Source organism: Streptomyces glaucescens (assembly GCF_002154375.1).
GTDB classification, from domain to species: Bacteria; Actinomycetota; Actinomycetes; order Streptomycetales; family Streptomycetaceae; genus Streptomyces; species Streptomyces glaucescens.
On record NZ_MUND01000424.1, the window covers coordinates 1 to 21350 of the forward strand.

24 protein-coding genes and 1 pseudogene are annotated in these 21350 nt (G+C 69.5%); 13 read left to right on the forward strand and 12 right to left on the reverse strand.

What is annotated here, in order from left to right:
* Positions 1–259 precede the first annotated feature (259 nt).
* From CCN42_RS25945 to CCN42_RS25955, 3 genes are all read right to left on the reverse strand, one after another.
* Positions 260–1291, reverse strand: a complete 1032-nt coding sequence (locus tag CCN42_RS25945) for an alanine racemase (protein ID WP_086739241.1) — start codon at positions 1289–1291, stop codon at positions 260–262.
* A gap of 74 nt (positions 1292–1365) precedes the next feature.
* On the reverse strand, positions 1366–2487 hold the full coding sequence (gene femX, locus CCN42_RS25950; RefSeq protein ID WP_086169738.1) for a peptidoglycan bridge formation glycyltransferase FemX: 1122 nt from the start codon (positions 2485–2487) through the stop codon (positions 1366–1368).
* A gap of 161 nt (positions 2488–2648) precedes the next feature.
* Positions 2649–2951 (reverse strand): hypothetical protein, encoded by a 303-nt coding sequence (locus CCN42_RS25955; RefSeq protein ID WP_086169737.1) that lies wholly within the window; start codon positions 2949–2951, stop codon positions 2649–2651.
* A gap of 289 nt (positions 2952–3240) precedes the next feature.
* On the opposite strand from CCN42_RS25955, the gene rpsF reads away from it, so the two are divergent.
* The 4 genes from rpsF to rplI all read left to right on the forward strand — a co-directional run bounded on the left by rpsF (position 3241) and on the right by rplI (position 4937).
* On the forward strand, positions 3241–3531 hold the full coding sequence (rpsF, locus tag CCN42_RS25960) for a 30S ribosomal protein S6 (RefSeq protein WP_086739243.1): 291 nt from the start codon (positions 3241–3243) through the stop codon (positions 3529–3531).
* A gap of 80 nt (positions 3532–3611) precedes the next feature.
* Positions 3612–4190: a single-stranded DNA-binding protein gene (locus tag CCN42_RS25965; RefSeq protein WP_086739245.1), complete on the forward strand. Its 579-nt coding sequence runs from the start codon at positions 3612–3614 to the stop codon at positions 4188–4190.
* Positions 4191–4235: 45 nt separating this feature from the next.
* Positions 4236–4472 carry a 30S ribosomal protein S18 gene (gene rpsR, locus CCN42_RS25970; protein WP_003949403.1) on the forward strand — a complete coding sequence of 79 codons (237 nt, stop codon included), beginning with the start codon at positions 4236–4238 and terminating at the stop codon, positions 4470–4472.
* A gap of 18 nt (positions 4473–4490) precedes the next feature.
* Complete coding sequence (rplI, locus tag CCN42_RS25975; protein WP_086169014.1) at positions 4491–4937, forward strand: 50S ribosomal protein L9; 447 nt, start codon at positions 4491–4493, stop codon at positions 4935–4937.
* Positions 4938–5103: 166 nt separating this feature from the next.
* Here rplI and CCN42_RS25980 read toward each other — a convergent pair whose 3' ends face one another.
* Positions 5104–6441, reverse strand: a complete 1338-nt coding sequence (locus tag CCN42_RS25980; RefSeq protein ID WP_086739271.1) for an MATE family efflux transporter — start codon at positions 6439–6441, stop codon at positions 5104–5106.
* Between the two features lie 460 nt (positions 6442–6901).
* On the opposite strand from CCN42_RS25980, the gene dnaB reads away from it, so the two are divergent.
* From dnaB to CCN42_RS25995, 3 genes are all read left to right on the forward strand, one after another.
* A complete protein-coding gene (gene dnaB / locus CCN42_RS25985; RefSeq protein WP_086169012.1) occupies positions 6902–8377 on the forward strand; it encodes a replicative DNA helicase in 1476 nt (491 codons plus the stop codon).
* 225 nt (positions 8378–8602) lie between these two features.
* Positions 8603–9118, forward strand: a complete 516-nt coding sequence (locus CCN42_RS25990; protein WP_086739247.1) for a GNAT family N-acetyltransferase — start codon at positions 8603–8605, stop codon at positions 9116–9118.
* A 95-nt stretch (positions 9119–9213) separates the two neighbouring features.
* Entirely contained in the window at positions 9214–10596 is a 1383-nt protein-coding gene (locus CCN42_RS25995; RefSeq protein ID WP_086739249.1) for a serine hydrolase domain-containing protein, read from the forward strand.
* A 58-nt stretch (positions 10597–10654) separates the two neighbouring features.
* On the opposite strand, the gene CCN42_RS26000 is transcribed toward CCN42_RS25995, so the two are convergent.
* Positions 10655–11107 carry a GNAT family N-acetyltransferase gene (locus CCN42_RS26000; RefSeq protein ID WP_086739251.1) on the reverse strand — a complete coding sequence of 151 codons (453 nt, stop codon included), beginning with the start codon at positions 11105–11107 and terminating at the stop codon, positions 10655–10657.
* Positions 11108–11116: 9 nt separating this feature from the next.
* Positions 11117–11575 carry a MarR family winged helix-turn-helix transcriptional regulator gene (locus CCN42_RS26005; protein WP_086169008.1) on the reverse strand — a complete coding sequence of 153 codons (459 nt, stop codon included), beginning with the start codon at positions 11573–11575 and terminating at the stop codon, positions 11117–11119.
* A gap of 144 nt (positions 11576–11719) precedes the next feature.
* Here CCN42_RS26005 and CCN42_RS26010 point away from each other — a divergent pair, with 144 nt between their 5' ends.
* Positions 11720–12922, forward strand: coding sequence for an MFS transporter (locus CCN42_RS26010; protein WP_086739253.1), 1203 nt, complete (start codon positions 11720–11722; stop codon positions 12920–12922).
* A gap of 159 nt (positions 12923–13081) precedes the next feature.
* A complete protein-coding gene (locus tag CCN42_RS26015; RefSeq protein WP_086739255.1) occupies positions 13082–13504 on the forward strand; it encodes a GlcG/HbpS family heme-binding protein in 423 nt (140 codons plus the stop codon).
* A 93-nt stretch (positions 13505–13597) separates the two neighbouring features.
* On the opposite strand, the gene CCN42_RS26020 is transcribed toward CCN42_RS26015, so the two are convergent.
* Positions 13598–14464 (reverse strand): GNAT family N-acetyltransferase, encoded by an 867-nt coding sequence (locus tag CCN42_RS26020; RefSeq protein ID WP_086739257.1) that lies wholly within the window; start codon positions 14462–14464, stop codon positions 13598–13600.
* Positions 14465–14647: 183 nt separating this feature from the next.
* Here CCN42_RS26020 and CCN42_RS44765 point away from each other — a divergent pair.
* Both CCN42_RS44765 and CCN42_RS26030 read left to right on the forward strand, forming a co-directional pair.
* A pseudogene (locus CCN42_RS44765) lies at positions 14648–14990 on the forward strand (hydrolase); the annotation flags it as partial.
* A gap of 325 nt (positions 14991–15315) precedes the next feature.
* The gene (locus CCN42_RS26030; RefSeq protein WP_086739259.1) at positions 15316–16689 is read left to right on the forward strand and encodes a globin domain-containing protein; all 1374 of its coding nucleotides are present in this window, start codon (positions 15316–15318) and stop codon (positions 16687–16689) included.
* Between the two features lie 66 nt (positions 16690–16755).
* Here the strand turns inward: CCN42_RS26030 and CCN42_RS26035 are convergent, their stop codons facing one another.
* The 5 genes from CCN42_RS26035 to CCN42_RS26055 form a co-directional block, all read right to left on the reverse strand.
* On the reverse strand, positions 16756–17238 hold the full coding sequence (locus CCN42_RS26035) for an NUDIX domain-containing protein (protein WP_086739261.1): 483 nt from the start codon (positions 17236–17238) through the stop codon (positions 16756–16758).
* Positions 17239–17335: 97 nt separating this feature from the next.
* Positions 17336–18241 (reverse strand): LysR family transcriptional regulator, encoded by a 906-nt coding sequence (locus CCN42_RS26040; protein WP_086739262.1) that lies wholly within the window; start codon positions 18239–18241, stop codon positions 17336–17338.
* 228 nt (positions 18242–18469) lie between these two features.
* Positions 18470–19612, reverse strand: coding sequence for a cystathionine gamma-lyase (locus CCN42_RS26045; protein WP_086739264.1), 1143 nt, complete (start codon positions 19610–19612; stop codon positions 18470–18472).
* Positions 19609–20100 carry a low molecular weight protein-tyrosine-phosphatase gene (locus CCN42_RS26050; RefSeq protein ID WP_086739266.1) on the reverse strand — a complete coding sequence of 164 codons (492 nt, stop codon included), beginning with the start codon at positions 20098–20100 and terminating at the stop codon, positions 19609–19611. Before CCN42_RS26050 ends, CCN42_RS26045 begins: the two co-directional genes overlap by 4 nt.
* A gap of 5 nt (positions 20101–20105) precedes the next feature.
* A complete protein-coding gene (locus tag CCN42_RS26055; RefSeq protein WP_086168999.1) occupies positions 20106–20483 on the reverse strand; it encodes a phage holin family protein in 378 nt (125 codons plus the stop codon).
* Between the two features lie 57 nt (positions 20484–20540).
* Between CCN42_RS26055 and CCN42_RS26060 the strand changes: the two genes are divergently transcribed.
* Together CCN42_RS26060 and CCN42_RS26065 are read left to right on the forward strand one after the other, a co-directional pair.
* Positions 20541–20858 (forward strand): cupin domain-containing protein, encoded by a 318-nt coding sequence (locus CCN42_RS26060; RefSeq protein WP_086739268.1) that lies wholly within the window; start codon positions 20541–20543, stop codon positions 20856–20858.
* A gap of 126 nt (positions 20859–20984) precedes the next feature.
* Positions 20985–21197 (forward strand): DUF5326 family protein, encoded by a 213-nt coding sequence (locus tag CCN42_RS26065; RefSeq protein WP_086739269.1) that lies wholly within the window; start codon positions 20985–20987, stop codon positions 21195–21197.
* Positions 21198–21350: the final 153 nt, after the last annotated feature.

Genomic DNA, 21350 nt, shown 5'->3' on the forward strand with positions numbered 1-21350 from the left:
ACCCCTCCGGAGGGGTGCTCGACGGAGCCGAGGACGTCTTCGTGGTGGGCGCAGCGGCCCGGCCACCGCGCCACGCCGCGCACTTCGGGGTACCGCAGGGGCCCCAGGTCGAATGGGGCACGTCGAAGGCGGCCGACAGCCCTCCCGGCCCGCCCGGTTCGCTCTGAGCGAACATCTGCGGGGAGGCATCATGCAGAAGGCCGTACGCGGGTCTCGCGTACGGCCTTCTGCCGTGCCCGGTGGGGCGTGCCCCGTGCGCTCAGCGGTCCACGAGCCGGTCGAACTGGGTGGTGGTGTGCCGTAGATGGGCCACCAGCTCGTCGCCGACCTTCGGCTCCGGGGCGTCGGCGGGCACGAACAGGATGGACACCTGCATGTGCGGCGGCTCGGCGAACCAGCGCTGCTTGCCGCCCCAGACGAACGGAGAGAGGTTCCGGTTGACCGTGGCGAGGCCGGCCCGGGCGACGCCCTTGGCGCGCGGCATCACGCCGTGCAGCGCCTTCGGGGCCTCCAGACCCACTCCGTGCGACGTTCCGCCCGCCACGACCACGAGGAAGCCGTCGGAGGCCGCCTTCTGCTGGCGGTAGCCGAAGCGGTCGCCCTTGGAGACCCGGGTCACGTCCAGGACGGCGCCGCGGTACTCGGTGGCCTCGTGGTCGCCCAGCCACAGCCGCGTGCCGATGCGGGCACGGAAACGCGTCTGCGGGAACTGCTGCTGGAGCCGGGCCAGTTCCTCGGCCTTGAGGTGGCTGACGAACATCGTGTGCAGCGGCAGCCGGGCCGCGCGCAGCCGGTCCATCCAGCCGATGACCTCCTCGACGGCGTCCGATCCGTCGGTGCGGTCCAGCGGCAGATGGATCGCGAAACCCTCCAGTCGCACGTTCTCGATCGCGGTGTGCAGCTGCGGCAGATCCTGCTCGCTGATGCCGTGCCGCTTCATCGAGGACATCACCTCGATGACCACCCGGGCGCCCACGAGGCCGTACACGCCGTCGACGGACGACACCGACCGCACCACCCGGTCGGGCAGCGGCACGGGCTCCTCGCCGCGCCGGTACGGCGTCAGCACCAGCAGGTCACCGCCGAACCAGTCCTTGATCCGCGCAGCCTCGTACGTGGTGCCGACGGCCAGCATGTCGGTGCCCAGACGCGTGGCCTCCTCCGCAAGCCGCTCGTGCCCGAAGCCGTAGCCGTTGCCCTTGCAGACCGGGACCAGTCCCGGGAACTGCTCCTGCACATGCTTGTGGTGCGCCCGCCAGCGCGCGGTGTCGACGTAGAGCGTGAGCGCCATGGCCGGACCTGGAACCTTTCTCGTGGCTGCGGTGTATCAGAGGTGTGGAAGCTATCGAAGCAAACGCCGAACGCTCAGCGGCGCGACATGTAGATGTCGAGCGCCTTGTGCAGCAGCTTGTTCAGCGGGAAGTCCCACTCGCCGAGGTATTCGGCGGCCTGGCCGCCCGTGCCCACCTTGAACTGGATCAGACCGAAGAGGTGGTCGGACTCGTCCAGCGAGTCGGAGATGCCCCGCAGGTCGTAGACGGTGGCGCCGAGCGCGTAGGCGTCGCGCAGCATCCGCCACTGCATCGCGTTCGAGGGCCGGACCTCACGGCCGATGTTGTCGGAGGCGCCGTAGGAGTACCAGACGTGGCCGCCGACGATCAGCATCGTCGCCGCGGACAGGTTCACGCCGTTGTGCCGGGCGAAGTACAGCCGCATGCGGTTGGGGTCCTCGCTGTTGAGGGCCGTCCACATGCGCTGGAAGTACGACAGCGGGCGGGGCCGGAAGTGGTCGCGGACCGCCGTGATCTCGTACAGCCGCTGCCACTCCTCCAGGTCGTGGTAGCCACCCTGGACGACCTCGACCCCGGCCTTCTCGGCCTTCTTGATGTTGCGGCGCCACAGCTGGTTGAAGTTCTTGTGCACCTCTTCCAGGGACCGGTTGGCGAGCGGCACCTGGTAGACGTAGCGGGGCTGCACGTCACCGAAGCCGGCGCCGCCGTCCTCGCCCTGCTGCCAGCCCATCCGGCGCAGCTTGTCGGCCACCTCGAAGGCGCGCGGCTCGATGAAGTCGGCCTCGATGTCCCGCAGCCGCTTCACGTCCGGGTTCTGGATGCCCGCCTTGATGGAGGCGGCCTCCCAGCGCCGGATGATCACCGGCGGGCCCATCTTCACCGAGAAGGCGCCCTGCTGCTTCAGGTGCGCCAGCATCGGCCGGATCCAGTCCTCCAGATTCGGCGTGAACCAGTTGATGACCGGGCCCTCGGGCAGATAGGCCAGGTAGCGCTTGATCTTCGGAAGCTGGCGGTAGAGGACCAGACCCACGCCGACCAGCTCGCCCGTCCGCTCGTCGAACCAGCCGAGGTTCTCCGAGCGCCACTCCGCCTTGACGTCAGCCCAGGCCGGGACCTGCATGTGGCTCGCCGCCGGCAGGCTCTGGATGTAGGCCAGATGCTGCTCGCGACTGATGGTCCTCAGGGTCAGGCTCATTCGGGGCGCTCCTCGGGCTGGTGTGTCCCCATGGGTACAGGGGCTCCGGCTCTAGCGCCGAAGCCTACTGCGCCCGGGAAGCGGCCTGACTGGGCGCACGGCACCTTCGCCCCGGCCTCGGCGGCCGGGGCGGGAACGAGGTGCCGCGTACGGCCGGGGTCTCAGCCGAAGAGACCGCCGTGTGCCATGCCGAGGAAGAAGCCGAGTCCGGAGGCACCGAGGCCCAGGATCAGCCCGAAGCGTTCGCGGGTCGTTTCCGAGATCCACTGGCCGTACGCGCCGGTGATGATCCCCAACAGTCCGGTCCAGGAGCTCAGCAGATGCAGGCTGTGGAACTGCGCCGTGATGAACGAGACCACGCCCAGTACCAGGGTCACCGCCAGCAGGGCGCCCTGGACGGGGTGGGACCTGCCATCGGTGGCGAAGAGAGAACCGGCGGTATTGGGTCGCAATGCCTGTGCCATGTGGCACCTCCTTGCGCGGAAGGCGGCGCACTGTAGCGCCATACACACCCGATGTGTACAGACTGCGTGCCCTCGCGGCCGGATTTCAACCGGAAGCGGGTGTGCGGGTAGTCTGTACCGTCTGCACCGGTGTCTGCCCAGGAACGCCAGGAGATAACACCAGGCCCACCTGGGGAAGCCGCTCACCGACCCTCGATTGTCAGTGGTGGCGGATACCGTTGCGTACGCATCACAACCCTCCTGCCACGGAACGACCGTGGCCGCTGAGTCCAAAGGAGGTGGGTTCCACATGCGTCACTACGAGGTGATGGTCATCCTCGACCCCGATATCGAGGAGCGCGCTGTCTCCCCGCTGATCGAGAACTTCCTTTCTGTCGTCCGTGACGGCGGCGGAAAGGTCGAGAAGGTCGACACCTGGGGCCGTCGTCGTCTCGCGTACGAGATCAAGAAGAAGCCCGAGGGCATCTACTCGGTCATCGACCTGCAGGCCGAGCCTGCGGTCGTCAAGGAGCTCGACCGCCAGATGAACCTGAACGAGTCGGTCCTCCGGACCAAGGTCCTCCGCCCCGAGATGCACTGAGCCCTGTCGCTCAGCTGATCTCGGGATTCGAGTAGCACCACCAGCAGCCAGCAGCAGCAAACCCGCCGAGAGGTTCCCCCATGGCAGGCGAGACCGTCATCACGGTCATCGGCAATCTTGTCGACGACCCCGAGCTGCGCTTCACCCCCTCCGGTGCGGCGGTCGCGAAGTTCCGTGTCGCGTCCACCCCCCGCACCTTCGACCGTCAGACCAACGAGTGGAAGGACGGCGAGAGCCTCTTCCTGACCTGCTCGGTCTGGCGCCAGGCGGCGGAGAACGTCGCCGAGTCCCTTCAGCGAGGCATGCGCGTCATCGTGCAGGGCCGGCTGAAGCAGCGGTCGTACGAGGACCGTGAGGGTGTCAAGCGCACGGTCTTCGAGCTGGACGTCGAGGAAGTCGGCCCCAGCCTGCGCAACGCCACGGCCAAGGTCACCAAGACCAGCGGCCGGGGTGGCCAGGGCGGTTACGGCGGCGGCAGTGGCGGCGGCCAGCAGGGCGGCGGCTGGGGCGGCGGCCCCGGCGGCGGCCAGCAGGGTGGCGGCGCTCCCGCCGACGACCCCTGGGCGACCGGCGCTCCTGCCGGTGGCAACCAGGGTGGCGGCGGCTGGGGCGGCGGCTCCGGCGGCGGTGGCGGCTACTCGGACGAGCCTCCCTTCTAAGGGCGGGCTCGCACCCCAACTTCTTGATCACACAGGAGATACACCATGGCGAAGCCGCCTGTGCGCAAGCCGAAGAAGAAGGTCTGCGCTTTCTGCAAGGACAAGGTCACGTACGTGGACTACAAGGACACGAACATGCTGCGGAAGTTCATTTCCGACCGCGGCAAGATCCGTGCCCGCCGCGTGACCGGCAACTGCACGCAGCACCAGCGTGACGTCGCCACGGCCGTCAAGAACAGCCGTGAGATGGCGCTGCTGCCCTACACGTCCACCGCGCGCTAAGGGAAGGGTGACCGAAACATGAAGATCATCCTCACCCACGAGGTCTCCGGCCTCGGTGCCGCGGGCGACGTCGTCGACGTCAAGGACGGCTACGCTCGCAACTACCTGATCCCGCGGAAGTTCGCGATCCGCTGGACCAAGGGTGGCGAGAAGGACGTCGAGCAGATCCGTCGTGCTCGCAAGATCCACGAGATCCAGACCATCGAGCAGGCCAACGCTGTGAAGGCCCAGCTCGAGGGTGTCAAGGTCCGCCTGGCCGTTCGCTCCGGCGACGCCGGTCGTCTCTTCGGTTCTGTCACCCCGGCCGACGTCGCCTCGGCGATCAAGGCCGCCGGTGGTCCCGAGGTCGACAAGCGCCGTATCGAGCTCGGCGCGCCGATCAAGACCCTGGGCGCCCACGAGACGTCCGTGCGTCTGCACCCCGAGGTTGCCGCCAAGGTCAACATCGAGGTCATCGCGGCCTGATCGCCGCGCTCGGCTGGAACAGCTGAGAGAGGGGCCGCACCCGTTCAGGGTGCGGCCCCTCTTCGTTCGGGCGCCCTCTTCGTTCCGGACGAAGAAAGCCTTGGCGTTTTTCGCGCGGCGTTTCACGTGAAACGGCGGTTTCACGTGAAACGTGCGGGAGGCAGTGTCAGCGGGTCGCCCCGGTGACGAGCCAGCGGCCGGAGCGGGTGCGCAGCCACAGCGTGGCCATGCGCACGGTCATCATCAGCGTCATCGCGATCCACAGGAGGGTGAGCCCGCCCCCGACCGTGGGCACGAGCAGGGCCACCGGAGTGAAGACCGCCAGGGTGACCACCATCGCCCAGGCCAGATACGGCCCGTCTCCGGCGCCCATCAGGACACCGTCCAGGACGAAGACCACGCCGCTGATCGGCTGAGAGAGGGCGACGACGAGCAGGGCGGGCAGCGCGGCCTCCTTCACCGTGGAGTCACTGGTGAACAGGGGCAGGAAGAGTGGTCGGGACACGATCACCAGCAAGCCCAGCAGGATGCCGACGGCTATGCCCCACTGGACCATGCGGCGGCAGACGTCCCGGGCACGCTGGGCGTCGCCGGCGCCGAGGTACCGCCCGATGATGGCCTGTCCTGCGATGGCGATGGCGTCGAGAGCGAAGGCGAGCAGGCTCCAGAGCGACAGGATGATCTGGTGGGCGGCGATGTCGGCGTCACCGAGCCGGGCCGCCACCGCGGTGGCGATCATCAGGATCGCCCGCAGGGAAAGCGTGCGCACCAGCAGCGGGACGCCCGCCTGGGCGGAGGCCCTGATCCCGGCGGCGTCGGGGCGCAGCGAAGCTCCGTGGCGGCGGGCACCGCGGACGACCACCACGAGATAGGCGGCGGCCATACCCAGTTGGGCGATCACGGTGCCCCAGGCTGAGCCCGCGATACCGAGGTCGGCACCGTAGACGAGGCCCGCGTTGAGGGCGCCGTTGGCGACGAAGCCGGCGATGGCGACGTAGAGCGGGGTCTTGGTGTCCTGGAGTCCGCGCAGGATGCCGGTCGCGGCGAGGACGACGAGCATGGCGGGTATGCCGAGTGCCGAGATGCGCAGATAGGTGGTCGCGTAGGGGGCCGCTGTCTCGGAGGCGCCGAACAGGCCCACCAGCGCGGGGGCGGTGGGCAGGACGACGGCGATGACTCCGGCGCCCAGCAGCAGGGCGAGCCAGATACCGTCCATGCCCTGACGGATGGCGGCCTGGAGTTCACCGGCTCCCACACGGCGGGCGACGGCGGCGGTAGTGGCGTAGGCGAGGAAGACGAACACGCTCACCGCCGTGGTGAGAAGAGCGGAGGCGACGCCGAGACCGGCGAGCTGGGCGGTGCCGAGGTGCCCGACGATCGCACTGTCGGCCAGGATGAACAAGGGCTCGGCGACCAGTGCGCCGAAGGCCGGGACGGCCAGCGCGACGATCTCTCGATCGTGCTGTCGCCGGACGGCTGCGGGGGTCGCGGGAGCCTGTGTCATGAGCACCAATCTAATCGTCCACAGGTAAGTGACGCAAAGCCTTTGAGGTCCTTACTCTTTGTCCGGGGGCGTGCACTGCTGTGTGCGACGTCATGTGATCTTGGCCCGACTGGGGAAGTTTTTCTTCTGCACAGCCGGTGGACGGGAAAGCAGCAGGTCAGGCGTGTTGCGTGAGGTCACGCGAGTTCTTGTTCACAGGCCTGTCCACCGGGTCGTGCACAGGTTTCGGGCAGTTCTCCACAGCATCGGGCCCGTCGTCCACATGGCCTGTGGATAACCAGATTGGCTGACGGTGCCGGGGGGCCTACCGTGGTCCGGCGCCCGCTCCGTCCGCCGACCGGGAAACCACCATAAAACCGGCGTCCATGAAGCGGAGTTGGGCTTCTCGTTTTGTCAGTGCCGTGCCTTAGAAAAGAGGGCACGGCGAGGTCCGTTTCCGCGGACGGGAGGAGGTGGCTCGGTGAGCATTTCCGAGCCCTTGGACGATCCGTGGGCCGACAGCGGTCCCAGCGATCGCCTGCCCTCCCGCCGGCGTCCCGACGGCGGCCGAGGCCGCGACGAGCAGCACGACCGGGGCAGTGAGAACGGCGCGTGGGACGGCGGAGGTTCCGCCTTCGAGCGGGTCCCGCCCCAGGACCTCAACGCCGAACAGTCCGTCCTCGGCGGCATGCTGCTCTCCAAGGACGCGATCGCCGACGTCGTCGAGATCCTCAAGGGCCACGACTTCTACAAGCCTGCCCACGAGACGATCTACCAGGCCATCCTCGACGTCTACGCCAAGGGCGAGCCGGCCGACCCCATCACCATCGCCGCCGAGCTGACCAAGCGCGGCGAGATCAACAAGGTCGGCGGCGCCGCGTATCTGCACACCCTCGTGCAGACGGTGCCCACGGCGGCGAACGCCGAGTACTACGCGGAGATCGTCCACGAGCGCGCGGTCCTGCGCCGCCTGGTCGAGGCCGGAACCCGCATCACCCAGATGGGATACGCGGCCGACGACGACGTCGACGAGATCGTCAACCGGGCCCAGGCCGAGATCTACGCGGTCACCGAGCAGCGCACCAGCGAGGACTATCTGCCGCTGGGCGACATCATGGAGGGCGCCCTCGACGAGATCGAGGCGATCGGCTCGCGCAGCGGAGAGATGACCGGTGTGCCCACGGGCTTCACCGACTTCGACTCGCTGACCAACGGTCTGCACCCAGGCCAGATGATCGTCATCGCTGCGCGTCCCGCCATGGGTAAGTCGACGCTCGCGCTGGACTTCGCCCGGGCCGCGTCGATCAAGCACAACCTGCCGAGCGTCATCTTCTCCCTCGAAATGGGCCGCAACGAGATCGCGATGCGTCTGCTGTCCGCCGAGGCCCGGGTCGCCCTGCACCACATGCGTTCCGGAACGATGACCGACGAGGACTGGACCCGGCTGGCCCGGCGGATGCCGGACGTCTCGGCGGCCCCGCTCTACATCGACGACTCCCCGAACCTGTCGATGATGGAGATCCGCGCGAAGTGCCGCCGCCTGAAGCAGCGCAACGACCTCCGCCTGGTCGTCATCGACTACCTCCAGCTGATGCAGTCCGGCGGTTCCAAGCGCGCCGAGAGCCGGCAGCAGGAGGTCTCGGACATGTCCCGTAACCTCAAGCTCCTGGCCAAGGAGCTGGAGATTCCGGTCATCGCGCTGTCCCAGCTGAACCGTGGTCCCGAGCAGCGGACCGACAAGAAGCCGATGGTCTCGGACCTGCGAGAGTCCGGCTCCATCGAGCAGGACGCCGACATGGTCATCCTGCTGCACCGCGAGGACGCCTACGAGAAGGAGTCTCCCCGTGCGGGTGAGGCCGACCTGATCGTGGCCAAGCACCGAAACGGCCCGACGGCGACGATCACGGTCGCCTTCCAGGGCCACTACTCGCGGTTCGTCGACATGGCACAGACCTGAGGTCACCGTCCGGGGCACCACCCGCGAGCCGGCCCGGTGCGAGGCGCGAAAGTGCTTTGCCCGGGCGGAGAAGTGGTTGTTACCGTCCCCTCGGCGCGAGAGACGCGTGTCCTTCGGACCGGGAGGTTGATGAATATGGCCGCCGTCGGCCGTCTTCAGCCTGCCCTTGTCCGGCCCGCGCGTCAGCGGCGCGCGGCCCGGTCGTTCTCATGACCAGGAGTCAACGTGTCTCTCTCCTCCTCATCCGCCCATGCCGACCTGACCACCGAGCGTCTCGTTCTGCGGTCTTGGACCACGGGTGAAGCCGCCGCGGTTCTCGGCGAGTCCAGGTTCGCGCACTGGGCGGACGACTTCCCCGCCGAAGGGGACCGCGTGATCGCCGGCCTCTTCGACCAGCACCCCGCCTGGCTCGACGCCTACGGCCACCGTCTGATCATCGAGCGGGTGGGTGGTCTGGTGGTGGGCTCGATCGGTCTCTTCTGGCCGCCGAGCGAGGGTGTCGTCGAGATCGGGTACGGCATCGTGCCGTCCCGCCGCGGCCGGGGCTACGCGCCGGAGGCCACCGAGGCATTGGCGAGGTTCGCTCTCGCCGCACCGGACGTCCACACCGTGATCGCCGACGTGGAACCCTCCAACCCGCCCTCGGTTCGTGTGCTGGAGAAGGCCGGCTTCCACCGGTGGTCGGCCGAGGGGAACGTGACCCGGTACCGGATCACGAGTTCCGAGCACCACCGAGGCTGACCCCGGGGCACCGCACGACGCCTGAGCTTCGTTGCGGCGTCGCCTCGGGGTAAATGGACTCGACGCCCTGCCCCTTGGCGGGATGGACTGGGCGCATGACGACATCTCACCAAGAGCTGCTTCCCGGCACCCGGCGGGCACTGCTCCACCGGATCGCCGTAGCCCAGTCCGAAGGACGCACACCGTCGCTGGTGGCGGCCGTGGTCAGGGGCGGTCGGGTCGTATGGCACGGGGCGAGGACCTCGGTGGATGGGCATGCTCCGGACGAGAACGTGCAGTACCGGATCGGCTCGATCACCAAGACGTTCACCGCGGTCCTCGTCCTCAGGCTGCGGGACGAGGGCGTCCTGTCCCTCGGCGACCCGCTCGAGAAGCATCTGCCCGGCACGGGAGCGGGGGAGGCGACCATCGCCGAACTGCTGGCGCACACCAGCGGCCTGGCCGCCGAGTCCCCCGGGCCCTGGTGGGAACGCACCCCCGGCTCTCTGCGCCCGGAGCTCGCGGACGTCCTCGGTGAGCAGCCCTTCCGGCATCCGGTGGGCCGTCGCCACCACTACTCGAACCCCGGCTACACCCTGCTCGGCGCACTGGTCGAGAAGCTGCGCGGTGCCCCTTGGGAGGACGTCCTCCGACGGGAAGTGCTCGAACCGCTGGGCCTGACTCGAACGAGTGGCCAGCCGTCCGCCCCGCATGCCGGTGGCTGGGCGGTTCATCCCTGGGCCGATGTGTTGCTGCCGGAACCGGTGGAGGACCTGGGCCGAATGGCTCCGGCCGGACAACTGTGGTCGACGACCGGCGACTTGGCCAAGTTCGCCGTCTTCCTGACGTACGGCGACGAGCGGGTGCTGAGCGCGGAGACCGTACGGGAGATGCGGGCCCCTGCCGCCCCGGCAGAACTCGCGGATCTCGCCGCAGGTGTCACCTACGGCCTCGGGCTTCAGGTCTTCCACTGGAACGGCCGGTTGCTGGTGGGCCACTCGGGCTCGCTGCCGGGCTTCCTGGCGAACCTCACCATCAGTGTGGACGACGATGTCGCGGCGGTCGTGCTGACCAACTGCACGTCCGGTCCGCTGCCGGCCGCCCTGGGCGCCGACCTCGTACGGATCGTCGCCGAGGCGGAGCCCCGTATCCCCGAGCCCTGGCGTCCGCTGCCCGATGTCGACCCGTCGGTACTGGAGCTGGCGGGGCAGTGGTACTGGGGGACGCAGGTGTTCGCCCTACGGCTCACGGCCGACGGCGGTGTCTCCCTCGGGCCGTTGACCGCCGGCCGCCGTTCCCGTTTCCGTGCGAACGGCGACGGCACCTGGACCGGTCTGGAGGGCTACTACGCCGGGGAAGTGCTCCGGGCCGTACGGCGGCCGGACGGGTCCGTCAGCCATCTGGACCTCGGCTCGTTCGTCTTCACGCGTCGGCCGTACGACGAGACGGCCGATGTTCCGGGAGGCGTGGACCCCGAGGGGTGGCGGGGGATCAAGTAGCGAGCCGGCCGACGGTCGATGAAGGGTCTGTTTCACGTGGAACAGACCCCTTCGCCGATCAGAGCTGAAGCTTGAAGCCGACGTGGGACGCGGTGAAACCCAGTCGCTCGTAGAAGCGGTGGGCGTCCACCCGGGACGTGTCGGACGTCAGCTGCACCAGCTGGCAGCCCTCGCTCCGGGATGTCTCGATCGCCCACTCGATGAGCTGGGTGCCCAGGCCGCTGCCCCGCTCCTCGGCGTGGATGCGGACGGCCTCGATGATCGACCGAACGGTCCCACGCCTGGAGAGGCCGGGGATGATCGTGAGCTGAAGCGTTCCCACCACGCGGCCGTCGCGGACCGCCACGACCAGGTGCTGATTTGGGTCGTCGGTGAGCCGCTGAAGCGCGGTCAGATACGGACTCAGATCATCGGGTGACTCCCGCTGGGCGCCCAGCGGGTCGTCCGCGAGCATCGCCACGATCGCGGGGACGTCGTCGGCGACCGCCGCACGTATCTCAAGATCTCCCATGCCCGCACCCTATGCGGGCACGCGCCCCGACTCCACGACCCGGACCAGGGGAGCCAGCTCCGGGACCTTCGCGGCCTCGTCCAGCGCCTCGCGCAAGGCCACGTCATTGGTCGGGCGCGCTTCCGCCAGCAGCTTCAGGCCCGCCTCGGTGACATTGGTGTAGATGCCGCGACGGTCCGTGGGGCACAGGTAGCGCTCCAGCAGGCCGCGGTCCTCCAGTCGGGTCACGAGGCGCGTGGTGGCGCTCTGGCTGAGCACGACCGCGTCGGCGACCTGCTTCATCTGCAGGTGCCCGCCTTCACCGTCGTGCTGCCGGCTGAGCACGTCGAGCAGGGAGTACTCGCGCACGCTCAGCCCGTGCCGGGCCTGGAGGGCACGCTCGATGTGCGCCTCGATGCGGCCGTGGAGCAGGGAGAGGGCGCACCAGCCCTGGGCGAGAGCGGTGAGCGCGGGGTCCGTCGCTGTCATGGGTGTTCTCCTCCGTCCCGGGCGGGTGGATTCCAGGATAGAGCAAAGGCGCAATATCCCGCGCTTGCAATTATCCCGCGTCTGCAACTATTGTGGACGCACGCAAAGCGCTCCTGCAATCTTCTCGGAAGGTGTACTCCCCTCATGCCTCTCGCGCTACTGGCCCTCGCGATCGGGGCCTTCGGGATCGGAACGACCGAGTTCGTGATCATGGGCTTGCTGCCCGAGGTCGCCGCCGACTACGGGGTCTCCATTCCCACCGCCGGCTACCTGGTGACCGGCTACGCCCTCGGCGTGATGTTCGGCGCCCCGCTGATGACCGTGCTCGGCACCAAGATCTCCCGCAAGCGGATGCTGATGCTGCTGATGGGTCTGTTCATCGTCGGCAACCTGCTGTCCGCCGTCGCCCCCGTCTTCGGGGTCATGCTGATCGGCCGGGTGGTCGCGTCACTCGCCCACGGCGCCTTCTTCGGCATCGGCTCGGTCGTCGCGGCCGACCTGGTCGCCCCGGACAAGAAGGCCGGAGCCATCGCGATGATGTTCACCGGACTGACCGTGGCCAACGTCGTCGGCGTCCCGCTGGGCACCCTCGTCGGCCAGTCCATCGGCTGGCGCGTCACCTTCGCCATCGTCGCCGCGCTCGGTGTCGTCGGCCTGGCCGGCATCGCCAAGCTGGTGCCCGACATGCCCAAGGCGGAAGGCGTGCACCTGCGCCACGAACTGGCCGCGTTCAAGAACGTGCAGGTTCTGCTCGCCATGGCGATGACCGTCCTCGGCTTCGGCGGCGTCTTCGCGGCCATCACCTACATCGCGCCGATGATGACCCACGCCGCCGGTTTCGCCGAAGGCTCCGTCACCTGGCTGCTCGTCCTCTTCGGTCTTGGCATGGTCGGCGGCAACCTCGTCGGCGGCAGGTTCGCCGACCGCGCGCTGATGCCCATGCTCTACGTCTCGCTGGGCGCGCTCGCCCTGGTGCTCGCCCTCTTCACGCTCACCGCGCACAACAAGATCCTCGCTGCCGTCACGATCACGCTGATCGGCGCCCTGGGCTTCGCCACCGTGCCGCCGCTGCAGAAGCGGGTCCTCGACCAGGCGCACGGCGCCCCCACGCTGGCCTCCGCCGTGAACATCGGCGCCTTCAACCTCGGCAACGCGCTCTCCGCCTGGCTCGGCGGCCTCGTGATCGCGGCCGGGCTCGGCTACACCGCTCCCAACTGGGTGGGTGCGCTGCTGGCCGCCGCCGCCCTGCTCCTGGCGATCCTCTCGGCAGCCCTGGAGCGCCGCGAGGCCACTGCCGCACCGGCGTCCGTCCCCGTCACCGAGCAGCGGACCATCGTCCACCACTGACCTGGTCGGCCACCACACCGATCCCCCCACCGAGCCGACCCCCGTCGAGCCGATCCCCATCGAGCTGATCGGAAGGGCCGCGGGGCCAGGGCCGTCCCCGCGGACGCCACGACAGCCCTTCACACAGCGACAACACCCCGCCCAAGGAGAAACCCCCTCATGAGCACCACCGCCGCCGTCCCCCCGCTGTCCACGCAGGACGCCGAGACCCTGGTCGCCGCCGCCTCCCGCGCCGCCGAGGCCGAGGGTGTCACGGTCAGCGTCACCGTCCTGGACGCCGGCGGGCATCTGCTGGCCTTCCGCCGGGACGACCGGGCCGTCCTGATTTCCGGGGAGACCAGCACCCGCAAGGCGTACACCGCCCTCCAGCTCAATGCTCCGACCGCTGATCTGGTCGACGCGGTGAAGCCCGACGGGCCGTTCCACAGCCTCCCGACAGCGCTCAGCCAGCCGCTGCTCTTCATCGCGGGCGGCGTGCCGGTGCACCGCGACGGCCGGCTGGTCGGCGCCATCGGTGTCGGCGGCGGCGCGCCGGAGCAGGACCACGCCTTCGCGACCGCCGCCGTGGAAGCCCTCGTCTGACCGATCGGTTCCCCCGCGCGACGAAGACGCCGGTTCCCGAAACGGGGACCGGCGTCTTCGGCGTGCGGGCGGTGTAGACGCCGCGTGGGCGGCTCAGCCCGCGGCCACCGTCAGTGGAGCGAAGCGCCGGCTCCAGTCACCGGGCAGCTCCCCGATGCCATAGGTCATCACCGTGTTGAAGGCGACGGAGGCCAGCCCGCGCTCCTTCGCCCACGCCAGCAGGTCTTCGTGCCGCACGTCGATGTCGGTCCGCAGCGGACGGTCGGTGTGGGCGGCCAGGGAGGCGATCAGCGCCTGCGCGGTCTCCGTGTCACGGGCGATCAGCGGACCCACCACATGGGTGTCCATGTTGGGCCATGCGGCCGTGTAGCCGATGATCCGGCCGCGCTCCTCGGCGACCCGCAGCTGGTCGGCGAAGGCGGGCAGCCGGGTGATGATGTGCGTCCGGTCGGCGCCGAACACCTCCTCGTCGAGCCGCAGAATCGCCTGGAGGTCCTCCGCCGTGGCCGGCCGGGTGGCGACCTTCGTTCCCGGCCCGCCCGGTGTGAAGCGCCCCCGCAGCATCTCGGCCCGGCCGGTGACCTTGAAGCCGAGTTCTTCGTAGAGCGGGCGACCGTAGGGCGTCGCATGCAGCGTCAGCGGGGTGGTGCCCATGAGGGAGACGACATGGCGCATCAGACGGCGCCCGATGCCTTGGCGGGCGTACCGATCGGCAACCAGCACCATGCCGACGGCAGCCAGTTCGGGGCGGTCATGAGGGCCGTACTCCGTGACGGCGCAGGCGCTGACCAGGCCGCCGTCGGGGTCGTCGATGCCGTATCCCTTCCCGGCGGTGAGGAGGAAGCCCCACTTGTGCTCCTCGCGTGGCCACCCCCGGTTCTCGGACAGGTCGGCGCAGGCGGCGAGATCGCGAAGCGTCAGACGGCGGATGGGCAGAGCGGCGAGGGAAGGAGTGGGCACGCAGGTCAGGCTGTCCGACGGGTGCCCTCGGCGTCCACCTGTTTCGAGTGAGACGTACGTCCTTTTGGCCATGCCGTGACCATGGGCACAGCGGGACGACCGGGGCGAGATGTTTCACGTGAAACGTCGACGAACGGCGGGCGTCCGCCTGACGCGGGGTGGCGATCGACCGGGTGGTCTCGGCCGGGGAGACAAGTCCGCCGGAGTAGGCGCGGCGGTGCGCATCCGGTGGGCGCAGACGGGTCGCGCTTCCCCGCTGCGCCGTTCACCGAGCCGGTGCACCCAGCGGGTGTGCTCAGTGCCGCGGCGAAGGTGCTGATCGCCGATCGGCTGTTCCGGCGGTTCGGGGGGACGCGGGCCGACTGTGTTGCATAACGGCGACTCGTCGTCGGACAAGGACTTGTTCGCAGTCGTACCCGTCTCCGTCGCGGTCAACGCCGACGGGCATCCGACCGGCCTGAGCACCCACACCTGTGGGAGGAAGGATCTGTGGGATGCCTATGAATTGGTCTGTGAAGCCCGGTAATTGAGAGAACACATGGTTCGCCCCACGGTCCGGTCCATGGCCGATGAAGGGGGGACTTGTGCGCGGCGCGGTGGCCGGTATGGTCGAGTCCGGTTCCCGCCCGGGAAGACGTGACAGGTCTCTCCGGGACGGGGCGAGAGCAGGGCAGGGCAGCCTGACCGGGCGGCGAGATCGAGGACTCGCGTTCCGGGGTATACGGCTGAGGCACACTCAGAGGCGGGTTGACCGACGCCGTGTCGGACGCGGCAGCGCATGGGGGAGAGCAAGCCGTCTGCAGGGGAAGCAGGCACCTTCCGATCGCGGAAGTGCGCAGACCGACCGAGAGATGTTCGAGGCGAGGCACAGCATGGACGCTCCGACCACCACGTCGGCCGACAACGGCACGTCCGGCGGCGTGGACGGCTGGTTCACGCCACGCAGGAAGCCGGCGACGGAACCGGAGGGTGAGCGGGACATGGCAGCCGCTCCCCAGTCCGCCGAGACATCCTCGGCGCCCCCGATATCCGTCCTCGATCCCTCCCGGCCTTCCCTGCCCGCTGCCGCGTCCGTCGTATCCGGGATGCCAGACCCTGACGCTCAGGAGGCGTCACCGGACGCGGTGCTCGTCCGCCGGACGATGGCCGAGATCGCCTCCGTGGCCGACAAGGTCACCTCGTACTTCTACGCGCTGCTCTTCGTCCGCCACCCCGACCTGCGGTCCCTCTTCCCGCCCGCGATGGACACCCAGCGGGACCGCCTCCTGAAGGCTTTGCTCACCGCCGCCGAGCACATCGACAACACCCCAATCCTCGTCGACTACCTGCAGAACCTGGGCCGCGGGCACCGCAAGTACGGCACCCGGCCCGAGCACTATCCGGCCGTCGGCGAATGCCTCATCGGTGCCCTGAGCCGGTACGCCGAAGCGGTGTGGGACGAGGACACCGAAGCGGCCTGGGTAAGGACGTACACGACGATCTCGCAGGTCATGATCGACGCCGCGGCCGCGGACGAGCTGCGCGCCCCCGCCTGGTGGTACGCCGAGGTCGTCGCGCACGATCTGCGGACCCCCGACATCGCGGTCCTCACCGTCCGCCCGGACCAGCCCTACCCCTTCCTCGCCGGGCAGTACACGAGCGTGGAGACACCGTGGTGGCCGCGCGTCTGGCGCCACTATTCCTTCGCCTCCGCCCCTCGCTCCGACGGCCTGCTGACGTTCCACGTGAAGGCGGTTCCCGCGGGCTGGGTCTCCAACGCCCTGGTGCACCGGGCCCGGCCCGGCGACGTCATCCGCCTCGGCCCCCCGGCCGGGTCCATGACCGTCGACCACGCCACCGACAGCGGACTGCTCTGTCTGGGCGGCGGCACCGGCATCGCACCGATCAAGGCGCTGGTCGAGGATGTCGCCGAGCACGGCGAACGACGCCCGGTCGAGGTCTTCTACGGCGCCCGCACCGACCAGGACCTGTACGACATCGACACGATGCTCAGGCTCCAGCAGAGCCATCCCTGGCTGTCGGTGCGCGCGATCATCGACCAGCAGGCGCACCTCCAGCTCCCCGACGCGATCCGCGAGTACGGCCCGTGGAACGAGTACGACGCCTATCTCTCCGGCCCGCCGGGGATGATCCGCAGCGGTGTGGACGCCCTCCGGAACGTCGGCATCCCGTCGCACCGCATACGGCACGACGCGGTGGAGGAACTGGTCTCCGCGAGCGGCTGAGAGCGGCCGAGGACAGCCGGGGCCGCGGGTGCGGCATCCGGGGCACGGCGCGGGTGCCTCAGCCCCTCAGCCCAGATCCGGCGCGTGCATGGCCCGTACGCCCTCGATGTTCCCGTCCAGGTAGTGCCGCAGCGACAGCGGCACCAGGTGGACGGAGGCGATCCCGACCCGGGTGAACGGCACCCGCACGATCTCGTACTCGCCCGCGGGATGCTCCATCTCGGGACCGTGCCGCAGAGCCGGATCCATCGACTCCAGCCGGCAGACGAAGAAGTGCTGCACCTTCACACCGGTCGAGCCGGCGTCCTCGCCGATGTGCTCCACGGTGTCCACGAAGCAGGGCACGACATCGGTGATCTTGGCGCCCAGTTCCTCGTAGACCTCGCGGTGCAGGGCGTGGACGACGGTCGGGTCCCCGGGCTCGACCCCGCCGCCGGGAGTCACCCAGTAGGGATCCACACCGGGCTTGGTGCGCTTGATGAGGATCAGGTCGTCACCGTCCAGAAGAACGGCGCGGGCGGTGCGCTTGACCACGGGTCGGACGGTCATGGGTGAAATGTGGCCCGGCTGGTTCCACGTGAAACATCGCGAAACGTGACCGATGGGGCTCATGGAGTGACGGCCGGATTGCGCGCCGCGCAAGAGCTCAGCACCAGTCGGCGGCGGCCGCCTGGAGCCACTCGTGAGCCCGTGCGATATGCGGCATCGCCAGGGTCCCGGTACGGACCACCAGGAAATAGGTACGCAGCGGCGGTACCGCCGGTTCGTGAACGGCGACGATCTCCTCGCGTTCCAGTGCGGCCGTGCACAGATAGCGGGGCAGAACGGCGATCCCCGCCCCGGCGATCGCGCAGGCGAGGACCGCACGCAGATCCGGGACGATGACGGTGCCGGAGGTGACCGGGCGAGAGTCGAAGACGGACGCCCAGTAGCGAGAGACGAAAGGCAGTGACTCGTGGACCTCGACCACGGGCACCTTCTCCAGGGCGGGCACTCCCGAGCGACGCGGCTCTCCGGGGCCGATGTGCTCGGCCCAGCGCGGCGGGGCGACCAGGACGTGCTCCTCGTCGCAGAGCGGAGTCGCGGTGAGCAGGGCGCCGCGCGGCCGGGCCGTACTGATGACGAGATCGTGGTGCCCGGCGGCCAGTCCGTCCAGGACCTCCGCGGCGTGCCCGAAGGAGGCCCGCAGGGTGAAGCCCGGTCGGGCGTCGTCGGTCAGCGCGATCAGGGCGGGCAGGGCCCGCTCGGCGGTGAACTCCGGGGGGCCGGCGAGATGCAGGGTGCGTAAGGAGGACTCGTCGTCGAGTCCTGTCTCGGCGATCTCCACCAGGGCGTCCAGATGCGGCGCGGCCTTGTGGGCGAGCTCGTCGCCGATGGTCGTGGGGGTCACGCCCCGGGCCTGCCGCAGGAAGAGCGGGCGGCCGAGCTGGCGTTCCAGGGTGCGGATCTGTGAGGTGACGGCCGGCTGGGACAGGCCCAGCAGGGCGGCCGCGCGGGTGAAGGATCCGGCCCGGTGCACGGTCACGAAGGTGCGCAGCAAGGCCAGGTCCATGGCGATGCCCCCTCTCTGCCGTCCTCCCGACCCCCGGCAGGGGGCCCAACTATAAATAAGTCGATAGGTCGCTGTCGTTACTGTGATTGGACACTGACACACAGTCAACTAGCCTTGGTCGCGCGGTTCTTGCACGCGGGAACCGGGGACGGTCCGAGCCACGAGGGGGGAGGCTCGGACCGTCCGAACGACGTAGCCGGGATGCGATGCGGTCCTCCCGGCGGCCGATCAGTCCGCCGACTCGTCCAGCGCCCGCAGCAGATCCGCCAGGAGGTCCTCGGGATCCTCGGCGCCCACCGACAGCCGGACGAAGCCCTCCGGCACCGCGTCCCCGCCCCAGCGTCCGCGCCGCTCGGCCGTGGACCGCACCCCGCCGAAGCTCGTCGCGTCGTCCACGAGCCGCAGCGCCTCCAGGAAACGGTCCGCACGCGCGCGCGTGGGGAGCGTGAAGGACACCACGCATCCGAATCGCCGCATCTGCTGCGCGGCGACCTTGTGCGACGGGTCGCCGGGCAGCCCCGGATAGCGCAGCCCGGTCACCTCCGGCCGCTGCCGCAGCGCCTCGGCGACCAGCAGGGCCGTGGCGTTCTGGCGTTCCACGCGCAACTGGAGCGTGGCGATCGAGCGGTGCGCCAGCCAGGCCTCCATCGGCCCCGGAATCGCCCCGACGATCTTGCGCCAGCGGCGTACGGCGGTCATGGGCTCCCCCGCGCGGCCGGTGACATAGCCCAGCAGGACGTCCCCGTGCCCGGTGAGCTGCTTGGTGCCGCTGGCCACCGAGAAGTCCGCGCCCAGCTCCAGCGGACGCTGTCCGAGCGGTGTGGCGAGCGTGTTGTCCACGGCGACGAGGGCTCCGCGCGCGTGGGCCGCCTCGACGAGCCGGCGGATGTCGCAGACGTCCAGGCCGGGGTTGGACGGGCTCTCGATCCACAGCAGCTTCGCGCCGTCCAGGACGTCGAGCTGGGCGTCGCCGCCGGTCGGCGCGGTGCGCACCTCGACGCCGTAGGCCTCTAGCTGCGCCCGCACCAGGGGCAGCACCTGGTAGCCGTCGCTGGGCAGCACGACCACGTCGCCCGCGCGCAGCTGGGAGAAGAGGACCGACGAGATCGCGGCCATGCCGGAGGCGAAGACCAGCGTCTCCACTCCGTCCTGCCCGGGCGCCTCCAGCTCGCCGATCGCCGCCTCGAGGTGCGTCCAGGTCGGGTTCTCGTCCCGGCCGTAGGTGTACGGCCCGGTGGGCTCGCCCGGCAGATGGAAGTGCGCGGCGAACACCGGTCCCGGCAGGGTCGGCTCGTACTTGACCGGCTCGGGCAGCCCCGCCCGCACCGCGCGGGTGCCGTCACCGCCCGTGAAATGCCCCGAAACGTTCATGCCGCCTGCCCTTCCACGTGCTCACGTACCGCGGCGAGCAGTCCGGCGCTCGCCGCCTCCACCATCTCAAGGCACTCCTCGAAGCCGTCCCTGGCCCCGTAGTAAGGGTCCGGGACATCCAGGTCGTCGCCCGCCGCGGGGTCGTAGGAGCGCAGCAGCCGCACCTTCCCGGCGTCCCGCTCGGTGGGCGCGAGGCGGCGCAACGCCTTGGCGTGTCCGGTGTCGAGCGCTATGACGAGGTCGAGCCGTTCGAACCAGGAGGGGTGGAACTGGCGGGCGGTGTGCTCACCGGCGTACCCGTGCTCCTCCAGGACGGCGACGGTGCGCGGGTCGGCCGGGTCGCCCTCGTGCCAGCCGCCGGTGCCGGCGCTGTCGACCTCGACCAGACCGTCCAGCCCGGCCTCCTCGACGCGCGCGCGGAAGACGGATTCGGCCATCGGGGAGCGGCAGATGTTGCCGGTGCAGACGAAGCAGACGCGGTACGTCATGGCGCTCAGTCCTTGTCGGGCAGGACGACGTTGAGCGCCCAGGACACGATCGAGATGATCAGGCCGCCGATGACGGCGGTCCAGAAGCCCTCGACGTGGAAGCTCAGATCCAGCTTGTCGGCCAGCCAGGAGGTCAGCAGCAGCATCAGCGCGTTCACCACCAGGGTGAACAGGCCGAGCGTGAGGATGAGCAGCGGCAGGCTGAGCAGCTTCACGATGGGCTTGACCAGGAAGTTCACCAGACCGAAGAGCAGCGCCACCAGCAGCAGGGTGCCGGCCTTCTTGCCGGTGCTGTCACCGGTGAGGGTTATCTTGTCGAGCAGCCACACGGCGACCGCGAGGGCGCCCGCGTTGGCGATCGTCTTGACTAGGAAATTCATCATGTGTCTGATCGTGGCAGACCGCATCGGCTACGAGCAGGGCGCGAGGGCGACGCAACGATGAAGGCATTCCGGCTGGACGAACTGGAGGCGGAACGCGCCGCCCACGAGGGGGCGTACCTGCAGTTCCTGCGTGAGCGGAACATGTCGGTCGGCCTGTACGCACTGAGCGCGGGGGAGCAGGACCCGCAGAAACCGCACAGCCAGGACGAGGTGTACTTCGTCGTCAGCGGGCGTGCCTCGATCACCGTCGGCACGGAGACCACGCAGGTGGCGCGCGGCAGCGTGGTGTACGTCCCGGCCGGCGTGCCGCACCGGTTCCACCACATCAGCGAGGATCTGCGGGTCCTGGTGGTGTTCTCTCCGCCCGAGAGCTGACCCGCGGCCCCGGGATTCCCTAGGGGACCGGTCAGGGGAGGACAAGGGGTGCGAGGCCCCCGTCCGGGCTGCTGCCGCACCTAGCATCGAGGGCAGGACATCGAGGACGAGAGAAAGGCGAGGGCGATGCGAGAGATCTTCGCGGGGCTGCCGTGGTGGGTGAAGTGGGTCGCGGTGCCGATCATCGCCCTGGTGGTGTTCGGCGGGCTGATAGCCAACGTGGTCGGCTTCGTGATCGGACTGCTGTTCAAGCTGCTGATCTTCGTCGCACTGGTGGGCGGGCTCATCTACGTCGTCCGGAAGTTCACCGCCGGATCGGCCTCGCGGGGCGACTGGTGAGAGGTGTGGGTGACGGGAGGCGGTAACAGGAACAGCTGGTTCCCTCGGGCGAGGGAAGTTTCCGGGACGGGGCATCTGCGGGCCGTGGCGGACGGTTAGAGTCCGGAACCCCTCGTGGGGACGACCCCGCGAGTGGCGCACACCCCCGTGCAC

Bases quoted from the DNA above. Each gene is read 5' to 3' on its own strand.
- CCN42_RS25965 (WP_086739245.1), top strand. From the start codon at position 3,612: ATGGCAGGCGAGACCGTCATCACGGTCATCGGCAATCTTGTCGACGAC.
- CCN42_RS26010 (WP_086739253.1), top strand. From the start codon at position 11,720: ATGCCTCTCGCGCTACTGGCCCTCGCGATCGGGGCCTTCGGGATCGGA.
- CCN42_RS26065 (WP_086739269.1), top strand. From the start codon at position 20,985: ATGCGAGAGATCTTCGCGGGGCTGCCGTGGTGGGTGAAGTGGGTCGCG.
- CCN42_RS25995 (WP_086739249.1), top strand. From the start codon at position 9,214: ATGACGACATCTCACCAAGAGCTGCTTCCCGGCACCCGGCGGGCACTG.
- femX (WP_086169738.1), bottom strand. From the start codon at position 2,487: ATGAGCCTGACCCTGAGGACCATCAGTCGCGAGCAGCATCTGGCCTAC.
- CCN42_RS26035 (WP_086739261.1), bottom strand. From the start codon at position 17,238: ATGACCGTCCGACCCGTGGTCAAGCGCACCGCCCGCGCCGTTCTTCTG.
- CCN42_RS26060 (WP_086739268.1), top strand. From the start codon at position 20,541: ATGAAGGCATTCCGGCTGGACGAACTGGAGGCGGAACGCGCCGCCCAC.
- rplI (WP_086169014.1), top strand. From the start codon at position 4,491: ATGAAGATCATCCTCACCCACGAGGTCTCCGGCCTCGGTGCCGCGGGC.
- CCN42_RS25955 (WP_086169737.1), bottom strand. From the start codon at position 2,951: ATGGCACAGGCATTGCGACCCAATACCGCCGGTTCTCTCTTCGCCACC.
- CCN42_RS25980 (WP_086739271.1), bottom strand. From the start codon at position 6,441: ATGACACAGGCTCCCGCGACCCCCGCAGCCGTCCGGCGACAGCACGAT.
- CCN42_RS26000 (WP_086739251.1), bottom strand. From the start codon at position 11,107: ATGGGAGATCTTGAGATACGTGCGGCGGTCGCCGACGACGTCCCCGCG.
- CCN42_RS26015 (WP_086739255.1), top strand. From the start codon at position 13,082: ATGAGCACCACCGCCGCCGTCCCCCCGCTGTCCACGCAGGACGCCGAG.
- CCN42_RS26030 (WP_086739259.1), top strand. From the start codon at position 15,316: ATGTTCGAGGCGAGGCACAGCATGGACGCTCCGACCACCACGTCGGCC.
- CCN42_RS26005 (WP_086169008.1), bottom strand. From the start codon at position 11,575: ATGACAGCGACGGACCCCGCGCTCACCGCTCTCGCCCAGGGCTGGTGC.
- rpsR (WP_003949403.1), top strand. From the start codon at position 4,236: ATGGCGAAGCCGCCTGTGCGCAAGCCGAAGAAGAAGGTCTGCGCTTTC.
- CCN42_RS26055 (WP_086168999.1), bottom strand. From the start codon at position 20,483: ATGATGAATTTCCTAGTCAAGACGATCGCCAACGCGGGCGCCCTCGCG.
- CCN42_RS25945 (WP_086739241.1), bottom strand. From the start codon at position 1,291: ATGGCGCTCACGCTCTACGTCGACACCGCGCGCTGGCGGGCGCACCAC.
- CCN42_RS26050 (WP_086739266.1), bottom strand. From the start codon at position 20,100: ATGACGTACCGCGTCTGCTTCGTCTGCACCGGCAACATCTGCCGCTCC.
- CCN42_RS26045 (WP_086739264.1), bottom strand. From the start codon at position 19,612: ATGAACGTTTCGGGGCATTTCACGGGCGGTGACGGCACCCGCGCGGTG.
- CCN42_RS26040 (WP_086739262.1), bottom strand. From the start codon at position 18,241: ATGGACCTGGCCTTGCTGCGCACCTTCGTGACCGTGCACCGGGCCGGA.
- rpsF (WP_086739243.1), top strand. From the start codon at position 3,241: ATGCGTCACTACGAGGTGATGGTCATCCTCGACCCCGATATCGAGGAG.